General features: G+C 71.7%; 18 protein-coding genes and 1 pseudogene. 6 read left to right on the top strand and 13 right to left on the bottom strand.

Annotation, left to right across the window (positions count from 1 at the left end):
* Positions 1-77 precede the first annotated feature (77 nt).
* Together EXE46_RS13985 and EXE46_RS13980 are read right to left on the bottom strand one after the other, a co-directional pair.
* Positions 78-1,139 carry a TrmB family transcriptional regulator sugar-binding domain-containing protein gene (locus EXE46_RS13985; protein WP_137688996.1) on the bottom strand — a complete coding sequence of 354 codons (1,062 nt, stop codon included), beginning with the start codon at positions 1,137-1,139 and terminating at the stop codon, positions 78-80.
* An 83-nt stretch (positions 1,140-1,222) separates the two neighbouring features.
* Positions 1,223-3,607, bottom strand: coding sequence for an alpha-amylase family glycosyl hydrolase (locus EXE46_RS13980; RefSeq protein WP_137688995.1), 2,385 nt, complete (start codon positions 3,605-3,607; stop codon positions 1,223-1,225).
* A gap of 104 nt (positions 3,608-3,711) precedes the next feature.
* Here EXE46_RS13980 and EXE46_RS13975 point away from each other — a divergent pair, with 104 nt between their 5' ends.
* A complete protein-coding gene (locus tag EXE46_RS13975; protein ID WP_137688994.1) occupies positions 3,712-5,850 on the top strand; it encodes a glucan 1,4-alpha-glucosidase in 2,139 nt (712 codons plus the stop codon).
* Between the two features lie 352 nt (positions 5,851-6,202).
* Here the strand turns inward: EXE46_RS13975 and EXE46_RS13965 are convergent, their stop codons facing one another.
* The 4 genes from EXE46_RS13965 to EXE46_RS13950 form a co-directional block, all read right to left on the bottom strand.
* Positions 6,203-6,391: a hypothetical protein gene (locus EXE46_RS13965; protein WP_137688992.1), complete on the bottom strand. Its 189-nt coding sequence runs from the start codon at positions 6,389-6,391 to the stop codon at positions 6,203-6,205.
* Between the two features lie 73 nt (positions 6,392-6,464).
* Entirely contained in the window at positions 6,465-7,283 is an 819-nt protein-coding gene (hisF, locus tag EXE46_RS13960) for an imidazole glycerol phosphate synthase subunit HisF (protein ID WP_137688991.1), read from the bottom strand.
* 46 nt (positions 7,284-7,329) lie between these two features.
* Positions 7,330-8,385, bottom strand: coding sequence for a glycosyltransferase (locus EXE46_RS13955; RefSeq protein WP_137688990.1), 1,056 nt, complete (start codon positions 8,383-8,385; stop codon positions 7,330-7,332).
* Positions 8,386-8,505: 120 nt separating this feature from the next.
* Positions 8,506-8,778 carry a helix-turn-helix domain-containing protein gene (locus tag EXE46_RS13950; RefSeq protein ID WP_137688989.1) on the bottom strand — a complete coding sequence of 91 codons (273 nt, stop codon included), beginning with the start codon at positions 8,776-8,778 and terminating at the stop codon, positions 8,506-8,508.
* A gap of 151 nt (positions 8,779-8,929) precedes the next feature.
* On the opposite strand from EXE46_RS13950, the pseudogene EXE46_RS13945 reads away from it, so the two are divergent.
* Together EXE46_RS13945 and EXE46_RS13940 are read left to right on the top strand one after the other, a co-directional pair.
* Positions 8,930-9,324: pseudogene (locus tag EXE46_RS13945) on the top strand (PPOX class F420-dependent oxidoreductase).
* Between the two features lie 100 nt (positions 9,325-9,424).
* On the top strand, positions 9,425-10,144 hold the full coding sequence (locus EXE46_RS13940) for a class I SAM-dependent methyltransferase (protein WP_137688988.1): 720 nt from the start codon (positions 9,425-9,427) through the stop codon (positions 10,142-10,144).
* A gap of 56 nt (positions 10,145-10,200) precedes the next feature.
* Here EXE46_RS13940 and EXE46_RS13935 read toward each other — a convergent pair whose 3' ends face one another.
* Positions 10,201-10,611 carry a TRAM domain-containing protein gene (locus EXE46_RS13935; RefSeq protein WP_137688987.1) on the bottom strand — a complete coding sequence of 137 codons (411 nt, stop codon included), beginning with the start codon at positions 10,609-10,611 and terminating at the stop codon, positions 10,201-10,203.
* 221 nt (positions 10,612-10,832) lie between these two features.
* Here EXE46_RS13935 and EXE46_RS13930 point away from each other — a divergent pair, with 221 nt between their 5' ends.
* The gene (locus tag EXE46_RS13930) at positions 10,833-11,738 is read left to right on the top strand and encodes a dihydrodipicolinate synthase family protein (RefSeq protein WP_137688986.1); all 906 of its coding nucleotides are present in this window, start codon (positions 10,833-10,835) and stop codon (positions 11,736-11,738) included.
* A gap of 39 nt (positions 11,739-11,777) precedes the next feature.
* Here the strand turns inward: EXE46_RS13930 and EXE46_RS13925 are convergent, their stop codons facing one another.
* Entirely contained in the window at positions 11,778-12,599 is an 822-nt protein-coding gene (locus EXE46_RS13925; protein WP_137688985.1) for a YkgJ family cysteine cluster protein, read from the bottom strand.
* Between the two features lie 83 nt (positions 12,600-12,682).
* Here EXE46_RS13925 and EXE46_RS13920 point away from each other — a divergent pair, with 83 nt between their 5' ends.
* Positions 12,683-13,129: a DUF5788 family protein gene (locus EXE46_RS13920; protein ID WP_137688984.1), complete on the top strand. Its 447-nt coding sequence runs from the start codon at positions 12,683-12,685 to the stop codon at positions 13,127-13,129.
* Between the two features lie 21 nt (positions 13,130-13,150).
* Here the strand turns inward: EXE46_RS13920 and EXE46_RS13915 are convergent, their stop codons facing one another.
* The 5 genes from EXE46_RS13915 to EXE46_RS13895 all read right to left on the bottom strand — a co-directional run bounded on the left by EXE46_RS13915 (position 13,151) and on the right by EXE46_RS13895 (position 17,645).
* Positions 13,151-13,621 carry a Rieske 2Fe-2S domain-containing protein gene (locus EXE46_RS13915; RefSeq protein WP_137688983.1) on the bottom strand — a complete coding sequence of 157 codons (471 nt, stop codon included), beginning with the start codon at positions 13,619-13,621 and terminating at the stop codon, positions 13,151-13,153.
* 101 nt (positions 13,622-13,722) lie between these two features.
* Complete coding sequence (locus tag EXE46_RS13910; RefSeq protein ID WP_137688982.1) at positions 13,723-14,670, bottom strand: aminotransferase class IV; 948 nt, start codon at positions 14,668-14,670, stop codon at positions 13,723-13,725.
* Positions 14,667-15,308 (bottom strand): aminodeoxychorismate/anthranilate synthase component II, encoded by a 642-nt coding sequence (locus EXE46_RS13905; RefSeq protein ID WP_137688981.1) that lies wholly within the window; start codon positions 15,306-15,308, stop codon positions 14,667-14,669. Before EXE46_RS13905 ends, EXE46_RS13910 begins: the two co-directional genes overlap by 4 nt.
* Positions 15,305-16,996: an anthranilate synthase component I family protein gene (locus tag EXE46_RS13900; RefSeq protein WP_137688980.1), complete on the bottom strand. Its 1,692-nt coding sequence runs from the start codon at positions 16,994-16,996 to the stop codon at positions 15,305-15,307. The genes EXE46_RS13905 and EXE46_RS13900 overlap by 4 nt, the downstream gene beginning before the upstream one ends.
* A 58-nt stretch (positions 16,997-17,054) precedes the next feature.
* Positions 17,055-17,645, bottom strand: a complete 591-nt coding sequence (locus EXE46_RS13895) for a helix-hairpin-helix domain-containing protein (RefSeq protein WP_137688979.1) — start codon at positions 17,643-17,645, stop codon at positions 17,055-17,057.
* A 105-nt stretch (positions 17,646-17,750) separates the two neighbouring features.
* Between EXE46_RS13895 and EXE46_RS13890 the strand changes: the two genes are divergently transcribed.
* Complete coding sequence (locus tag EXE46_RS13890) at positions 17,751-18,209, top strand: CopD family protein (RefSeq protein ID WP_137688978.1); 459 nt, start codon at positions 17,751-17,753, stop codon at positions 18,207-18,209.
* The last annotated feature ends 189 nt before the right edge of the window (positions 18,210-18,398 follow it).

Here is an 18,398-nt window from a genome sequence, read left to right as displayed (position 1 = left end):
GTCGGTGCCGCGACCGACGAGAGACTAAAATACGTCGCGTCGGCGCCTCAAACGACGGATATCACGGTATCGCCGCCTTACTCTCCGCCCGCCTCGATCCGGACGAGCTCGGCCTCGACGTCCTCGACGAACGCCCCCTGTCCGCCGACGGTGACCTCGCCGTCGTCCGTCTCGACGACGAGCGAGTGCTCGACCGGGAACTCGTTGTTCGTCGGCTCCACCATCCCCTGTCTCGTCTCGACGACGCGGCCGACGAGCTCGGCGGGCTCGTCGTCGTCGGTCCACCGACCGCCGACGGTCACGCGCGGCGGGTCGCCGGCGCGGAGCCGCAGCGTCGCCTGAAGGACGGTGTGTCTGAAGTCGGTGTACTCGGCCGGGAGCGGCGCCGAGTCGGCGACCGCGAGCTCGGTCGCGGCGGGCCAGTAGTTCCCGAGGAACGAGCCGACGATCACGGGCGCGAGCTGCTCCTGCGAGAAGGCGATCGCCTGTCGATCGGTCGTCGACTGGCGGAGCAGTTCGGGCGGGGCGACGACGCCCGCGGCCGAGTCGACGGTGAGCAGCGTCGGCATCGCCTCGCGCCACGTCCGGACGACGTTCGCGACGCCCGACAGCGCGGGGTCGTCCGCGTCGAGGTCGGCGTCGGCGTCGGAGACGACGAGCAAGACGAGCACGCCGCGGTCGACCGCGTCGACGAGCGCCTCCTTCACCTCGGGGAGCTGCTTGGCGGTGATCGACAGCGCGACCTCGCTTTCGGCGTCGGCGAGCAGCGACTGAATCCGTTTGATCACGGTGACCTGCGATTTGATCACCTCGAACTGCTCGGCCTGCCGCTCCACGCGGGAGTACCGCTCCGCCAACCCGGGCCGCATCGCGTCGACGTCGGAGCGGAGCCGGTCTATCACCTCGTCGGGCGGGTTCGCGCGGATCGTCGTCGGCACAACGTGGTCGTTCACCTCGACGAAGCCGCGTTCCGCCAGCGACTCGCTCACGCTGTAGACGTACCGCTTCGAGACGCCCGCCGCGTCGGCGACGGTGCTCGCCTTCGCCTCGCCGTGTTCCAGCAGACTGAGATAGGTGTCGACCTCCTTGTCGGAGAGCCCGAAGCGACGGAGGAGGTCGGTCAGCGTCCGGTCGTCCATACGCACGCCTCTTCCGAGCGACACTTATAAGGGTCGGTACCGGGCGGGGTCGCCGCCTCGGAACGGGTCGGCCGCGAGCCCCTCTACCGAAGGACGGCGACGGCGTCGACCGCGAGCAGGCTCTCGCCGTCGCGGCCGGCGCCGGCATCACGGTCGCGGTCGACCGCGTCGGCGTCGCCGAACAGGTCCGTCCCGACCGAGCAGGGGACGGCCACCGTCGCCGGCTCCGCGGCGAAGTTGACGACGACGAGGAGGGGGTCGCCGTCGGCGTCCGCGTCGGCCGCGCTGTCGCCCGTCTCGGCGTCGCCGCTCGCCTCGGCCGCAGGGGGACGCTCGTAGGCGACCACGCGCTCGGCGTCGCCCTCGACGACGCGCACGTCGGCGGCGCGACCGTCGAACGCGACCGTCCCGTCACGGAGGAGCGGTTCGGCCTCGCGCAGCGCGGCCAGCCGGCGATGGAACTCGGTGAGATCGTTGTCGCCGTCGTGCCACCGGATCGGCCCTCGGTACGTCTCGTTGCCGCGCTCCTGCCCGGCGTAGATCATCGGCGCGCCCGGCAGCGTGAACGTCACCGCCGCGGCCGCCCGGAGCGCGTCGCGGCCGTGTTCGGCGAGGTAGCGGTCCTCGTCGTGGTTCTCGACGTAGCGCATCTGGGAAGCGGGGTCGTCGAAGCCGAGCCACTCGCCGTGCGCGAGCGCGGTCTCGACCGCGTCCGCCGGCTCGTCGCCGGCGCCGATCGCCCGGAGCGTCTCGTAGAGGGAGGTGTCGTAGTGCCGGTGGAACTCCCCCTCGCCGTAGAACGGGTCGTGGGGCAGCGTCTCGTCGAGCAGGAGGGTGTCGTCCGGGACGCGGTCGGCGACCTCCTTCCAGAAGCTGTGCGGGACGCCCCACGCCACGTCGGCGCGGAAGCCGTCGACGACCCCGGCCCATTCGTCGACCACGTCGAGCAGCCACGCGCGGACCGCCGGGCTGTCGTAGTTGAGGTTCGGGATGCGGCCCCACTCGAAGTAGTAGTCGGGGATGTCTCCGTCGCCGAGCTCGGCCCAGTCGATCCCGGTCACGTCGCCCGCGGCGTCGGCCCGCCGGTAGTGGTCGGCGTAGGCGTCCACCCCCGCGGAGTGGAGCTGGAAGGCGGGGTGGTCGCGGGAGGTGTGGTTGATCACCAGGTCGAAGACCACACGAATTCCGGCGTCGTGACACGCCTCGACGAGCGACTCGAACGATTCGCGCGAGCCGAGATCGGTCGCGGTGTCGTAGTAGTCGGTGACGTGGTAGCCGTGTTCCGTCGGCGAGGCGAGGACGGGCGTGAGCCAGAGCGCGTCGACGCCGAGGTGGTCGAGGTACTCGACGCGGCGCTCGATCTCCCGGAACGTCGTCGGCAGCGTGTCGCCCGCGAACGAGCGGACGAAGACCTCGTAGATCGTCGGCGACTCGGCCCACTCCGGCGTCGGATTCGGATCGCTCACCGCGACCGATCCGCCCGGTTCGGTCGCGTTGCGCCCCGCAGTCTCGCCAGTCTCGGTCTCGCCAGTCTCGATTCGGACCGTCTCCGCCGCCCCGTACCGCTCGCCGCGGGGGACGGCGTGGATCCGGACCGCGTCGTCGACCCCGTCGCCGCGGAGTTCGTCGAGCGGGACCGAGAGCGTCCGGCCGTCCGCGCGCGACTCGATCGCCGCGACCGCCTCCGGGTCGGCGTCGCGGTCGTCGACGAGGAACGTCGCGTCGAGCGCGTCCGGGTCGCCGCCGCGCTCGACGTCGTCGATATCGGGGGCGGCCTCGACCGCGGCGGTCAGGCGCAGTCGGTCGCTCTCCGCCGGTTCGTCGGCTTCGACGACCGTCGCGTCCAGCGAGAGCCGGGGGCGACCGGGACCGGGCACCTCGCAGTCCCCGTGGTACGCCGCCGAGCGGTCGCCGTCGGGGACGAGGCCGAAGCCGTGTCGACCGGGAGGGACGCGCACCGACGCGACCCACTCGTCGCCGTCGCGCTCGGCGCGGTCGAGCGCGAGCCGGTTCTCGTTGAGGTGCCACAGCAGAGAGACGCGGTCGGCCTCGGCCCCGCCCGCGGGGCCGTCGGACGCGAGGTCCGCGGCCGGGACGCGGATCTCCGCCTCGCGCCGCTCGTCGGGGAAGACGCGCACGCGCTGGCGGTGGACGCCGTCCGGCGCGTCGAGCGCGAGGACGTAGGTGCCGGGGACGTCCGGGTCGAGGTGGACGACGGGGTCGTCGTCGCGGCCCGTCTCGCCCGCGCGCAGCACCGCCGCCGCGGCTGTGGCGTCCGAACTGGCCGCGGTCGCCGTGCTCGGGGGCCCGGTCGCGCCCGGGTCCGGGCCGTCTCCGGCGGCGAGGTCGCTGTCGGGCGGCGCGGCGCGGACGGTCCACCGGTACGTTCCGTCGGGGTCGGGCGAGCGCGGCGCGAGCTCGACGGGCTCGCCGACGCTCGTCGTTCGCGGGGGGCCGGGTTCGTGCACGCCCCGTCCCTCGTCGCGCCGCGCTTTGAGCGTTTCCGTTTGCGAAACGAGTGAACAATAATTACACCAAAGGTTCATACCGTGCGGCGGCGTGTACTCGCATAATGCAGCTCCGCGACGCGCTCGACGACTACAAGCGCCACGCCGGCGAGGGGACGCGCTTCCCCGGCGAGCGGCGCACCGTCTCCGGCCGGTTTTCGGGCGGCGACGGTCGGCTCGTCCACGTCGGCGACGACGGCGAACTCCGCGACTTCGGCTACCCGCTCACCGGCCGGACCGGGCTCGTCCGGTCCCGGCTCGGCCTCGCGGTCGGCGACGAGGTGGCGTGGCTCGACGAGGCCGAGACGACCCAGCGGTACGTCGGCGACACGGCGCTGGTCGAGACGGTCCACGAGACGCCGCGCGCGACGGTGACGCGCCACGACGTCACGCTCGGCGACGCGCACCTCACCCGTGCGTCGGTCGAGTTCGATGACGCGGACGGCGAAGGTCCCGGCTCGGACGCCGCCGTCGACCCCGCGGACGCCTCGCTCGTCGTCTACGCGCGCTTCGCGCCGGACGGCCGCGACGACCGGGTGGGACAGCTCCGGTACGACGACGCCGTCGAGGTGTACCACGCCGACGAGCACGACTTCCTCGCGAGCGCGACCGGCTTCGCGGACCTCCGCGGCCAGCTCCCGACGACGTTCCCCGAACTGCTCGACGACGACCCCACCGACCTCCCGCGCGACCGCGACGGCGACCGCTACGAGGAGGAGCGCCTCTCGGGCGAAGTGATCGCCGACGCGCCGTTCGAAGACGGGGTCGCGACCGTCGCGACGCTGTTGACGGACCGCTCCGAGACCGACCGCGAGGCGGCCCGCGAGCGGCTGGACACGCTCTTCGGCGACCTCGACGGCGTCGACGCGCTCGCGGACGCGGCCGCCGACGCGCTCCCGACGGTGCCCGAGTCGGTGCCCGCCCGCGAGTCGGTCGTGGCGGACCTACGCGTCCTCTCGCTGTTGTCCGCCCCGTCCGGGCTCCGGATCGCGGGCCCCGACTTCGACCCGTACTACGAACACTCCGGCGGCTACGGCTACACGTGGTTCCGCGACGACGCGGAGATATCCGGGTTCCTGCTCGGCGCGGTCGACGCGGTCGGCGTCGACCTCGGCGACTGGCACGCCCGCTCGGCGCGGATGTACGTCGACACGCAGCGCCCCGACGGCTCGTGGCCCCACCGGGTGTGGCCCCGGAACGGCGCGCTCGCGCCCGGCTGGGCGAACGCCCGCATCGAGGACGGGCCGGACGTGGACTACCAGGCCGACCAGACCGGCAGCGTCGTCGCCTACCTCTCTCGGGCGCGCGCGGCCGGCGTCGGCGTCGACGGTCTCGACCGCACGCTCGTCGCCGCGCTCGCGGGGCTCGACCGCACGCTCGAACCGGACGGTCGCCCGGTCGTCTGCCAGAACGCGTGGGAGGACTCGGCGGGGCGGTTCACGCACACCGCCGCGACGTTTCTGGAGGCCTACAGCGAGCTCGGGCGGCACGGCGAGGGGCTCGCCGTCGGCGCGCTCGACGACCCCGAGGACGTGCCGGGCGCCGCGTCGCTGCCCGAGGACCTCGCCGGTCACGCTCGCGACCGCGCGCGGGAGGTGTACGACGCGCTCGACGACCTGTGGGTGCCCGAGCGCGGCTGTTACGCGGTCCGGGAGACGGTCGATGGCGGGTTCGACGACCGGCTCGACTCCGCCACGCTGGCGCTCGCGGCCGCGCACCGCTCGTTCGACGCGCTCGGCGAGGGGGACGGCGGCGCGGTCGACGACGAGCGCCTCGACCGGCTGGTCTCCCACGTCGAGACGGTGGTCGACGGCCTCCATCACGAGACCGACGACATCACCGGCCTGATCCGGTACGAGGGGGACGGCTGGCGGCAGACGGACCAGCTCTCGGAGAAGGTGTGGACCGTCTCGACGGCGTGGGGCGCGAACGCCTGCGCGGAGCTCGCCGCGCTGCTCGCGGCCCACGACGACCCGCGCGCCGCCGAGATGGTCGAGCGCGCCCGCGATCTGCTCTCGCACGTCTCGCCCGGCGGCTCGCTGTGCGAACCGACGACGTACCTCCCCGAGCAGCTCTTCGACGACGGGACGCCCGACAGCGCGACCCCGCTCGGGTGGCCGCACGCGATCCGGCTGGCGACGAACGCGCTGCTCGACGACGAACTCCCGCAGTTCGCCGATCAGGCCGCCGCGGATGACGACTGAGCGGACTGCGACGCTATTTATAAACGACCAGGCTGCGGTCGGCGCGTGCCGACGAGCGCCCGCAGGGCGTGAGTCGCACGCGCGACGAGGCTGGGGAGGTGTGAGGCTGCGGTGCTGTGAGGGGCGGGACTCAAAGGGGCAGCCGCGCTCGACGAACCCCAGCGACGCAAGGACCGCAGGGAGCGTCGCGACCGAGGACCGCAGCGAGCTGTGGGAGTCGAGCGCGGCTGGGGCTTTGGAGGTGTTCGCCGTTGATCTACCGGCTGCTATTTATAAACGAGCGGCTGGAGTTCCGGAGGTATTTTTCGTCGCTCCGCTAACAACGATTTATAAATAACCGCCAAAACCGCTTTTATCGCCACTCGTCGCGGGGTACGCAGTCGGACTCGCGGACCGTGATCCACCGGGTGGTCCGCTCGTCCGGGTCGACGTCCCGCTCGAAGAACGTCACCTCGCCGTCGCCGTCGCCGTCGTCGGTCCGTTTACAGACGAGCTCCGGCGACCCGTCGCGAGCACGTGCGGATGACGTGGACGTGGACATACGTCACGATTCGCGCTCCGTCGGATAATAACTGTTGATTTCAGACGCTGAAAAACACAAACTACAGCGGTAGTTAACGCCGAACCGGAACGCCGCGCTCGTCGAGGTACGCCTTCGTCTCCTCGATGGAGTAGTCGCCGAAGTGGAAGATGGAGGCCGCGAGCCCGGCGTCGGCGTTGGCCTCGGTGAACACCTCGTGCATGTCCTCGGGGCTCCCGCAGCCGGAGGAGGCGATGAGCGGCGTCGACACCGCCTCGCCGACCGCCTTCATCAGGGGGATGTCGTACCCGTCCTTCGTGCCGTCCTTGTCGATGGAGTTGACGAACAGCTCGCCGGCGCCGCGCTCTTCGGCCTCCTGTGCCCACGAGACGGCGTCGATCCCGGTGCCCTCGCGGCCGCCCTTTTTGGTGCACTCGAACCACACCGTCTCGCCGTCCTCGTCCTCGTAGAAGTGCTCGCCCGCGTCGTCGTAGCGGCGCCGCGCGTCGACGGAGATGACGATACACTGGCTGCCGAACGCGGCCGCGCCCTCCTCGATGAGCTCGGGGCGCTCTAAGGCGCCGGTCGTGATCGACACCTTGTCCGCGCCGGCGCGCAGGGTCTCCTTGATGTCGGCCTTGGTGCGGATGCCGCCGCCGACCGTCAGGGGGATGAAACACTCGTCGGCGACCGCGTTGACGACGTCGAGCATCGTCTCGCGCCCCTCCGCGCTGGCGGTGATGTCGAGGAAGACGAACTCGTCGGCGCCCGCCTCGTTGTACTTCTTCGCGAGCTCGACCGGGTCGCCGGTGTACTCCAAGTTCTCGAAGTTGACGCCGGTGTACACCGCCGCGTCGCCGTCGTCGTCGAGGTCGACGTCGATACAGGGGATGATGCGCTTCGTGAGTCCCATTCGTTGTCGGGGCGTAGGCCGCCCCTTCGGTTAAAAGGCGCGGGGCTCACTCGTCGGCGGCTTCGGTTCCGCGCCCTCCATCGTCGGCCCCTTCCTCGCTGTCGCCGGTCGTTCCCTCCCCGTCGTCGGTCGCTCCGCTCCGCCGGTCGTACTTCGCGACGGCGCGGTCCGCGCGCGTCGAGATCCCGTTCGGGTTCCGCGCGGGGCTCCGGTCCCGCCGGCGCGCGACGAGGCCGTCGGAGGCCCCGCCGGTGACCCCGACCAGCACGTCTCGCCCCGTCGCGGCCCAGCGCGTCGGCGTCGACTCGCCCCGGACCACGTCCTTCGCCGCGGCGAGGGCGTCGCCGACCGCGTGGGAGCCGGTCCGGCGGAGGACGGTCGGCCGGACGCCGTAGTTCTTCAGCAGGCGGTAGGCGAGCCCCCGGTACTTCCACCCCCACTCGTGCGCGCTCCGGCCGCCGTCCGCGGCGGTCGGCGTCGGGAGCTCCTTCCGCGCAGCCATCTCCGGCCGCCACGCGACCTCGCGGTCCATCCGCGCGAGCCGGTGGGCGGCGTCTCGCGCGCCGCCGACCCGAAGGTACTCGTCGAAGCCGTCGAGGTCGCGCAAGGCGTCTCGCCGGAACGCGACGTTCCCGCCCTCGAAGTAGGTGACGTCCCGGCCCGCGATCCGGTTGCGCTCCGGTTCGGTCGGTTCGCGTTCCGATTCGGTCGGTTCGCGTTCCGATTCGGTCGTCTCACCCCCGGTCGCCCCGCCCGGCGGGATCGGCGTCACCGGTCCCGAAATCACGGGCGCGGCGTCGAGACCGCTCGCGACCGCCTCGCGCCAGCCCGGCTCGATCCGGTTGTCGTAGTCGACCAGCGCGACCGCGTCGCCGCTCGCCACCTCGATCCCGGCGTTGCGGGCGACGTTCACCGTCCGGTCGGAGATCTCGACGAGCACGTCGACGTCGTCGCGGTCGCGAACCATGCCGGTCGTGCCGTCGGCCGAGGGCCCGTTGACGACGATCACCTCGGCGTCGGGAGCGGCGGCCGCCAGCGCGTCGAGGCAGGCGGCCAACCGGTCCCGACCGTTGAGCGTCGGGACGACGACCGAGAGGTCCATACGACCCGCTATCGGGGCGAGGAGGTAAAAAGGGCAACGTGTGCGTTCGCTCCGGCTCCTCGAACGGAAGCCGAGTTCGATCGGTCGTTTCAGGCGCCGATGGTGGCGTCAGGCGGCGAATCAGACCGTCAGGTAGTACACCTGTTTGCGCGCGTCCTTGAAGCTGTACCGCGAGTCGACGAGTCCCTCCTCTTCGAGGCGGTTGAGCGCGTAGCGGACGGTGCGGTCGGGCAACAGCGACTCCTCGGCGAGGCCGCCCTGCGAGAGGGGGGCGTCCCCCTCCAGTACCTTCGCGACGAGCTTCGCGCTCGGGGGCAGCTCGCGCAGGCGGTCGCGGTACTCGGTCTCCGACAGGCGGTCCTGGTCAGCGGTCTCCGCGGGACTGGTACTCATGTCTCACACGAATCCCACGGCCAGTGGTAAAGGTTGGCTACATATAGGGGAATCTGCCTGTGATAATATAATGTGTTAATATCACGTCTCGGGCGACCGTCATAGACGATCTATCAGGCACGTTTTCCGCCGGAAGGGCGTAGCTCGTCGCGTGATACCGGAGTCTCACGTCGACATCCTCGAAGCCGAGTCGTACGCGCACTTCGCGACCGTCGGGCCGGACGGCCTCCCGCACGTCACCCCGGTGTGGGTCGACCACGAAAACCGGGAGCACGTCCTCGTGAACACCGCCCGCGGGCAGCGGAAGGAGCGGAACGTCCGCGCGAACCCGAGAAGGTCGGCGTCAGCGTGGTCGACCCCGACGACCCGTACCGGTACGTCTCCGTCCGCGGCGAGGCCGAGCTGACCGAGGAGGGCGCGCGCGAACACATCGACGAGCTCGCGCGCCGGTACTTCGGCGTCGACGAGTACCCCCACCACGACGAGGAGGAAGGCGCCCGGGTGATCGTCAAGATTCCCGCCGAGAACGTCGCCACGAGCGGCTGACGGCGGGGAACCGCCGGGTCGACATCGACCGCCCGCGCCCGGGTCGTCGCCGGACCGCATCCAGTACGGTTTTGTCGGTCCGGCCTCCATCACGGACAACGTGAAGGGACAGGACTGGTACCAGGCCGACGAGGTCGCCGAAGAGTACGACGACGTCCGCTTTTCGGGCGGCGGGCAGCTCATTGACCGCCGAGAGAAGGAGGCCGTCCTCGCCGCGTTGGGCCCCATCGACCCGGGTCACCGCGTGCTGGAGGTCGCCTGCGGCACCGGCCGGTTCACGACGATGCTCGCCGATCAGGGCGCGGACGTCGTCGGGCTCGACGTCTCCCGCGAGATGCTCGAACAGGCCCGCGAGAAGGTCGCCGCCGCCGGCCACGCCGACACCGTCGAGTTCCTCCGCGGCGACGCCTCGCGGCTCCCGTTTCCGGACGATCACTTCGACACGGTCGTCGCGATGCGATTCTTCCACCTGATGGACGACCCGGTGCCGTTCGCGAAGGAACTCCGCCGAGTCAGCCGCGATCAGGTGTTCTTCGACACCTTCAACGGCCGCAGCCTGCGGACACTGTACACCTGGCTGCTCCCGATGGGCTCGCGGCTCTACTCGGAGCGACAGGTCGCCGCCATGCTCGGCGAGGCGGGGCTCACGCTCGCGAACGAAGAGCACGACTTCGTGTTGCCGTACGGGTTCTACCGCGAGCTCCCGGGCGCCGTCGCGAAGCCGTTCCGGGTCCTCGACGAACTCGCGGGCGACACGGTCCCCGGCGACTACGTCGCCTCCGTGTCGTACTGGGACGCTCGGGTGTCGGACGGGACGTGACGCCGCAACGGGTTCGACGCGTCCTGTCCCACCGCTAACGGAACGAGTGTCGCCGCTCAGCCCGCCTCTTCGACGACTTCGCCGACGGCGAAGTTCGACTTTACTTCCGTCACTTCGATCTTCACGCGCTCGCCGACCTCCGTGTCGGGGACGATGATCACGTAGCCGCGCTCGACGCGGGCGATCCCGTCGCCCTGTTTGCCGAGGTCCTCGATCTCGACGTACCGCATCTCGCCGGGCTCGACCGGGGGTTGCGGCCCGTCGTCGGTCCGCGAGGGGGAGGCGTCGGCCTCGGTCGTCCCCTCCGTCGACCCGTCCCGGGCGACGAGCGCGACGCGGTACGTCTCGCCCGGCTCCAGCGAGCCCGCCTCGATCTCGCGACTCGGTACGTCGACGACGTACTCGCCGTCATCGGTCTCGCGAACTTCCGCGCTGAACAGACAGAGGAGCTTCTCGGAGATTTCCATAGTAGACTCCATCGGATGCTAGGCGCGGGCCAGTATAGTTGTACCGCCAACACGGTCAGGGATCGCGCCGATCGGAGTCGCAGCGATGCTCCCAGTCACCCGAAGAAGGCGCCGACCAGCGCCGCCTCGGCCTTGCGGAGGTGCGCGCCGCCGGTCGACGACGTCCGGAAACTCCCGCCACCGAACCAAGACCTTTCACACGGCCCGTCGAATCGGATGCCATGACAGCTCCGGAGTTCCGACGCGCAGCCGTCTCGCCCCCGATCGTGACGCCGTTCGACGGCGACGGCGACGTCGACACCGACACGCTCGCGAGCCACGTCGACGCGCTCGTCGAGGCCGGGCTCGACGGGATGGTCCCGTGCGGGACGACGGGCGAGTTCGCCAGCCTCACCGACGCGGAGCGCCGGACCGTCGTCGAGACGACGGTCGAGGCGGCCGACGGCCGCGTCCCCGTGATAGCGGGCGCCGCGGACACGACCGTTTCGGGCGTTCTCGACCGGCTCCGGGCCGCTGACGCGGCCGGCGCGGACGCGGGGTTGGTCACCCTCCCGTACTACCACAACTCGACGGCGCCGGCGGGACAGCGCGCGTTTCTCGACGCGGTCGCCGACAACGCGCCGCTCCCGATCTACCTCTACGACATCCCGTCGACGGTCGGCGAGCCGATCGACCCGGACGTCCTCGCCGCCGTCGCCGAGCGCGACTCGGTCGTCGGGCTGAAGGACACCAGCGCCGACGTCTCGGCGGTCGACACGGCCGTCGACCGGACGCCGGACGATTTTACCGTCTTCCAGGGCGTCGACGCGCTGTTGTACCCGAGCGCGAGCCTCGGCGTCGACGGCGGGATCCACGCCCTCTCGCAGGTCGTTCCGGAGGTCTTCGTCGCACTCGGCGAGGCGATCCGCGAGGGCGACGACGAGCGGGCGCTGACGCTCCATCGACGCGCGGTCGCGCCGCTTTTCGACCGGTGCGGGGACCACGGCTTCGCGCCCGCGACGAAGGTGGCCGCCGCCCACCGCGGCTACATCTCTGACCCGCGCGTCCGCCCGCCGCTCACGCTCCCGGACGAAGCGGCTCGCGAGGCGATCCGCGCGGACGTGGACGCGGCGCTGGACGTCGTCTGAGCGCGACCGCCGCGGCTCCGTTCCACCTCGCACCGACCGCTACTCCCCGCCGATCGGGGTGCCGTCCGCCTCTTTCGGTCCCTCGGAGTCGAAGACGACGACGTCGCCGTCGGCCCGATCGCGCGCCGCGGGGTCGTAGCCGTCGCGGACCCCGATCGCCTCCGCCAGCTCGCGCACGGCGCGCTTCTTCAGCGCGGCCGCCAGCTCCTCGGCGTCGTCGCGCGAGATGTCGCGGCCGAGCCCCTCGCACTCGTGGGCGCGGACGACGCCCGCCTCGTCGACCGCCTCGCCCATCGGCTGGCTCGTCCCCTCCAGCGCGACGCTGAACGGGTAGGTCCGACAGATGAGGGGGCGTGCGTCGTGAACGGTACAGGCCCCTTCGCCGCCCGACTCCTCGTAGAAGGTACAGTCGCCGCAGTCGTCGGTCGCGAGCGCCCATTCGAACGTCTCGCCGGTCGGATCGCCGTCGCTCCCCTCGTCGAGCCCGAACGGCATCGGCCGGGCGACGTCGCGCCAGTCGTACGCCTCGCCGAACTCGTCCTCGGCGGCGTCGGCGACGCGGCGGACCTCGTCCGGAAAGACCGTCGCGGTGTGCGGCTCGCGGTCGGTGCCGCCCTCCGACGGATCGTCCGCGCCGCCGTGGCACCCGGCATCGGTCTCGGCGCTTCCCACTCCGTTGTCGTCGCCGCTCGCTCCGTCCTCGGTCGCTCCCGCGGGCGCACCTCCGGGCTCGTCGGGCGCGTAGCCGGTACAGCAGCCGCCACAGCGCGTACACTCGAAGCCGATGGACTCGATGGCGTCGGCAAGCTCGGCGACCTCCAGATCGCGGGCCGCGTCGAGTTCGGCTTCGAGTGACTCCATACCGTCCGATCGCGGCGCGTCGGAGTTAACGTCGTCCCTTCCGGTCGAAGGAGCGAAGTGCGCCCGCTCCCTACCGAACGGGCGTGAAGGAGTACGAGCGGAAACAGCTCTTGGAGCGAGTCAACCGGGAGTCGGCGACGGTCGGCGCCGACATCCCGGAGTCGATCGAGATCCAGGGCGAGTCGATCGACCTGCGGTCGTTCGTCTTCGAGATCAAGCGGCGCGACTCGGTCCCGTCCGGCGAGCGCGACCGCGTCGAGCGCGCGAAGCGGAACCTCCGCCGCGAGCGGCTCGATCGCTTGGAGCCGATCGAGGAGAACGAGGTGAGCTACGAGGCGGGCGAGGAGCTGGCCGCGTCGATTATCGGCATCGACCGCGCGCTGGAGGCGTTAGAGGGGCTCGACGCGCCCGATCCGGAGACGGAGGCGAAGCGGCAGGAGGCGGCCGACCGGAAGCGCTGGATGAACTTCCTGAAGAAGGCGCTCGGCCGCGACGACGCCAGCGGCGGAAGCGGTCGGACGCGGTTCTGACCCGGCGAGCCCTACAGATCTTCAGTTCCCGGTGAAGTCGATCCGCGAGCCGCTGCCGTCGCCCTTCCCGGCGGAGGGACCGAGCCGGACGAACTCGTAGGCGTCGTCGTCGAGGTACACCGCGTCGTCCGCCACCGTCACGCCGACCGATTCGAGGACGGCGCCCTCGCAGGGGCCGAAGTTACAGTAGCCGCCGTCGGCCTCGAACGTCGCGCCGTGCTTCTGACAGAACACCTCGCCGTTGCGCACGAACGCCCCGTCGTCCTTGTCGAGGCGCACGTCCGTCCAGTGCTGGCAGTAGTTCCGGAACGCCCGCACCTCGCCGGCCGCCCGGGTGAGGATCGCCTCCACTTCGGGGCCGCCGTCCTCGCTCTCGCCGCGGTCGCCCTCCCCCTCGTCGACCGCGTCCGGATCGGTCGGGCGGAGCGTCGCGAGCAGCGTGCTCTCCTCGGGCACCTCGTCGACGCCGGCGATCCGGCGGTCCTCGTCCATACGATCCGGTGGAGTGCGCCCGATTTGAACGCTGTGATCACCGCCCGTGTGCCGTCGGCGGTCGAGAGCGGAGACCGCCGGCGCCCGATGCCCGCCGGCTCTCAGAGCCGCTCGCCGTCGTAGTGCGCCTCCTCGATCCGCCGGTCGAACAGCCGCGAGAGGAGCGTCGTGAGCGGCCCAGCGACCTCCTCGCCGTCGCCGTCGACCGCGATGCCGTCGACGGCCGCGACCGGCCGGATCTCCCACGTCGAGTTCGTGAGGAAGGCCTCGTCGGCCTCGCGCACGGCGTCGGGCGCGTACGTCCCCTCCTCGACTGGGATCCCCTCCGACTCCGCGATCTCGATCACGGTCGCCCGGGTGACTCCGGGGAGGATCGGCCCGTCGAGCGAGGGAGTCTTGAGGGCCGTCCCGTCGACGAAGAAGAGGTTCGAGGTCGCGCCCTCGGCGACGTGGCCGTCCGGGTCGAGCATGAGCGCCTCGTCGGCCCCCGTCACCCGCAGTTCGAGCCGCGCGAGGATGCCGTTGAGGTAGTTGTGCGTCTTCGCCGCGGCGCGGATCGCGCGGTCCGCGGCCTTGCGCGTCTTCGTCGTCTGGAGCGCCGCGGGGCCGTCGTGGACCGGATCGCTCCCGACGCCGCCCCGCGGGAGCGGCTTCGCGATCACGACGACGGTCGGGTCGACCTCGGGGGCGGGGTCGAGCGTGCCCGGCTGGACGCCCCGCGTTATCGAGAGCTTCACGTACGCGTCCGCGAGGTCGTTCGCGGCGAGGGTCTCGTCGACCCGTCGTTTCAGCTCCGCGTCGGCGATCCCGTGGTCCAGCCCGAGCGTCTCACAGGTGTCCGCGAGGCGGTCCGCGTGCGCGTCCCACCGGAAGCACTCGCCGCCGTACGCGCGCATCGTCTCGAAGGCGGCGTCGCCGTAGGCGAACCCGCGGTCCTCGACCGAGACGGTCGCCTCGGCGGCGGGAACGAGATCGCCGTCGACGTGGTAACGGCGCGGCTCCTCGCCAGTCTCTCCGGCGTCGTCGCTCGCATCGCTCGCGTCGCTCATCGTTCACACCCCGCCACGAAGTTCCGGACCATGCGCTTCCCGCGCGGCGTGAGGATGCTCTCCGGGTGGAACTGGACGCCGACGTGGGGCTTCTCGCGGTGTCGCACGCCCATCACCACCTCCCGTTCGTCCTCGGTGCGCGCGGTCTCGACCAGCTCGTCCGGGAGGTCCTCGCGCTCGACGCACAGCGAGTGGTAGCGCCCCACCCGAAGCCGGTCGGGGAGCCCGGCGAACACCCCCTCGCCGTCGTGGGTGATCGTCGACGGCTTCCCGTGGACGACCTCGGGTGCGTGACCGACGCGGCTGCCGCGGCTCGCGCACAGCGCCTGATGGCCGAGGCAGACGCCGAACACGGGCCGGTCGAGGTCGAAGATCGCGGTCGAGATCCCGGCCTCGGCGGGCGTTCCCGGACCCGGCGAGACGACGACGCCGTCCGGGTCGAGCGCGCGTATCCCCACCAGATCGACCGCGTCGTTGCGCCGCACCGTCACCGCGCCCGCGACCTCGCCGACGTACTGGACGAGGTTGTACGCGAACGAGTCGTAGTTGTCGACGACGAGGACCCGCGCGTCGGCCTCGCCCGCGCCGGGACGCCAGCCGTCCGCCGCGTTCTCAGCGTCCGCGCCGTCGCCCGTCATCGCTCGGCCGCCCCCTCGGCCGCTCGTCCGTTCCCGGACTCGACCGCCATCCCGCCCGCGGCGAGCGCCTCGTCGACCGCGCTCACCAGCGCGCGCGCCTTCGCGAGCGTCTCCTCGTACTCGGCGCCCGGGTCGGAGTCGTGGACGATCCCCGCGCCGACGCGGAGGTGGTACTCGGCGGCGTGCCGCACGAGCGTCCGGATGACGATGGAAAGCGTCGCGCGACCGTCGAACCCGACCGCGAACATCGACCCGGTGTACGGCCCGCGGCGGGTCGGCTCCAGCTCGTCGATGATCGCCATCGTCCGCGGCTTCGGCGCGCCCGTGATCGTCCCGCCGGGGAAGCAGGCCGCGACCGCGTCCGCGAGCCCCACGTCCGAGCGGGCCTCCCCCTCGATCAGGCTCACGAGGTGCATCACCTCGCTGTAGCGGTCGACGCGGCGGTACTCGCTCACCTCGACCGTGCCGAACCGGGACACCTTCCCGAGGTCGTTGCGCTCCAGATCGACCAACATCGCGTGTTCGGCGCGCTCCTTCTCGTTGCCGGTCAGCTCGGTCTCCAGATCGGCGTCCACCGCCTCCGTCTCCCCTCGCGGGCGCGTCCCCGCTATCGGCTCGGTGAGGAGGCGCGCGCCTCGGTCGGGGTCGTCGGTCGGCTCGCGCGACAGCAGGAGCTCCGGGCTCGCGCTCACGAGGTCGGCGCCGGTCGGGCGGTCGACCTCGGTCTCACCCGAGCCGCCGAACTCGATCAGCCCGGAGTACGGCGCCGGGTTCACCTCGCGGAGCGCGTCGTACGCCTCGACGGGGTGAACCGCGGCCGGCGCCGTCAGCCGCTGCGAGACGTTCGCCTGGAACGTGTCCCCCTCGCGGACGTACGCTTTCACCCGCCGGACCGCGTCGGCGTATCCCTCGCGACCCACGTCGCTCTCGAAGGTCGCGCTCTCGGCGGTCGGCGCGGGCGCCGGCTCCGAGCTCGGGTCGCCGCTCTCGATCCGGTCGATCAGCGCCGCGGCCCGCTCGACTCCCTCGTCGAACAGCGCGTCGAGCGCGTCGCGGTCGGCGTCCGCGTCGTCGAGCCCCGCCGGCACACGAGGGCAGGCGGTCACGCGGAGCGTGACGTCGCCGTCTACCGGACACTCCCACGCCGCGATCCGGTCGAACAGCGCAGCCTGAAGCCGCGGGAGCCCGCGGTCGTCGACCGCGCCCGGGCCCTCGGGCGCCGCGGGCGGGAACGCCTCCAGTTCGCGGGCGACGTCGTAGGAGAGCCAGCCGAACGCGCCGCACGGGTACGGCACCTCGCAGTCGCCGCGAGCCAGGGACTCGCCGTCGAGGAGACCCTCCAGCGCCGCCAGCGAGGGAGACGGGCGCCGGTAGTCGCCGGCGGCCCCGGTTCCGTCTCCGTCGCCGGAGCGCGCCGGGTCGCCGGAGGGCGTCGGGTCAGCGTTCGCGACGACCGCCTCGGCGGAGACCGTCAGCCGCTCGACCGGGTCGACGCCGAAGTACCCCCACCCGGACTGGCCGCCGGTCGTCTCGTAGAAGACGCCGCCGGGACCGTCTCGCGCCCGCCGGTAGGCCGCGAAGGGGTCGTCGACGCCGACCCGAAGCTCGACCGGGACTCGCGCGCCGTCCGGCGCCGCGGCCGCGACCGCGCGGAACCGCTCCCGGTCGGTGTGTGCCGTTCGCCTCATGGGACTCCGTTCGGCGGGGGCGACGAAACAGTTGCGGTCGCCCGAACCCGACCCGCCCTCAGAACTCGCTCGCGCGCTCGATCCACGTCGCGGCGCGGCTCTCGCCGACGCTCGTCCCCTCGGCGACCGCGGCGGCGTCCGCGCCGGCGAGGTCGTCGACCGTCTCGATGCCGATCTCCGCGAGGCGCTCGGCGTACGCCGGGCCGATGCCCTTGATCTCTTCGACGCTCGGGCCGCGATCGTCGTCGTCGACCGCGACTTCGTCCTCCTCGCCCGCCGCGGCCTCCGCCTGCTCGGCCGCCTCGTCGGCCGCAGTCGCATCTTCCTCGGTCGCAGTCGCTCCCTCGTCGACGAGCGACTCGGTCGAGGCGGCGGCCTCCGTCTCCGCGGCGACCGGTTCCTCGTCGGCCGCTTCGACGTCGGTGTCGGCCTCGCCGTTCTCCGACTCGGCCTCGTTCGCCGCCGAGTCAGCCGGCTCGTCGTCGGTCGCTTCGTCGTCGGTCGATTCGCCGTCGGACTCCGCGGCCGCCGACGCCTCGGCCGCCGGCTCCGATTCGCGCTCCACCGTCACTTCCGTCTCGCCGGACGTGCGCTCGCCCGAACCGCTCCCGAATCCGAGTTTCTCCTTGAGCTTCTGGAGTAGAGCCATTACCGGCGGCTACACATGCGAGATATTTAAAAAACCCTCTCCGACGCAACCAACCGTCGTTCCCGTCTCGCCGGTTTATAAGTGGGACGGGCCCGTTCCGGTGGTATGGACGCTCTCAATCCCGTGATGTGGTCGGTCCACGTCGGCTTCGCCGTCCTCTGGGTCGGCAGCGTGCTGTTCGTCACCCTCGCAGTGCTTCCCCCGGCGCTCCGCGGCGACATCGGCACCGAAGCGCTCGGCTCGGTCGTCGGTCGGCTGCGCTGGATCACCCGGGTCAGCGCGGTCGCGTTCGTCCTCTCCGGCGGCCACATGGCCGGGACGCTGTACACGTTCGAGGGACTGACGGGGACGCCCCGCGGCCACCTCGTGTTGACGATGCTCGCGCTGTGGTTCGTCGGCACCGGGCTCGTCGAGGTCGGCGGTTCGAAGCTGACCGACGGGCTCGACGCCGACAAGCTCCGCGAGCCCGCCCGCGACGCCAAGCCGTTCCTCTACGGCGCGTCCGCCGTCTCCGTGGGGCTCATCGTCACCGCGGGGCTGCTCGCGAGTCCGGGGCTGTTTTAAAAATATCCGGCTCGGGCTGTCGTCGATCGCTTATAAATAGCTGATAGCAGGTCGGCAGCGGACACCACCGAAGCCCCAGCCGGGAGGCGGGCGCAGGCGAAGTAAGTACCGCAGGGAGCGAACGGAGTGAGCGACCGAGGAACACAGCGAGCGTGCGCCCGCCTCCCGGCTGCCCCTTCGAGTCCCACC

Source organism: Halorubrum sp. GN11_10-6_MGM, from assembly GCF_005435165.1.
Lineage (GTDB): Archaea > Halobacteriota > Halobacteria > Halobacteriales > Haloferacaceae > Halorubrum.
This window is presented reverse-complemented; position numbering and strand designations above follow the sequence as displayed.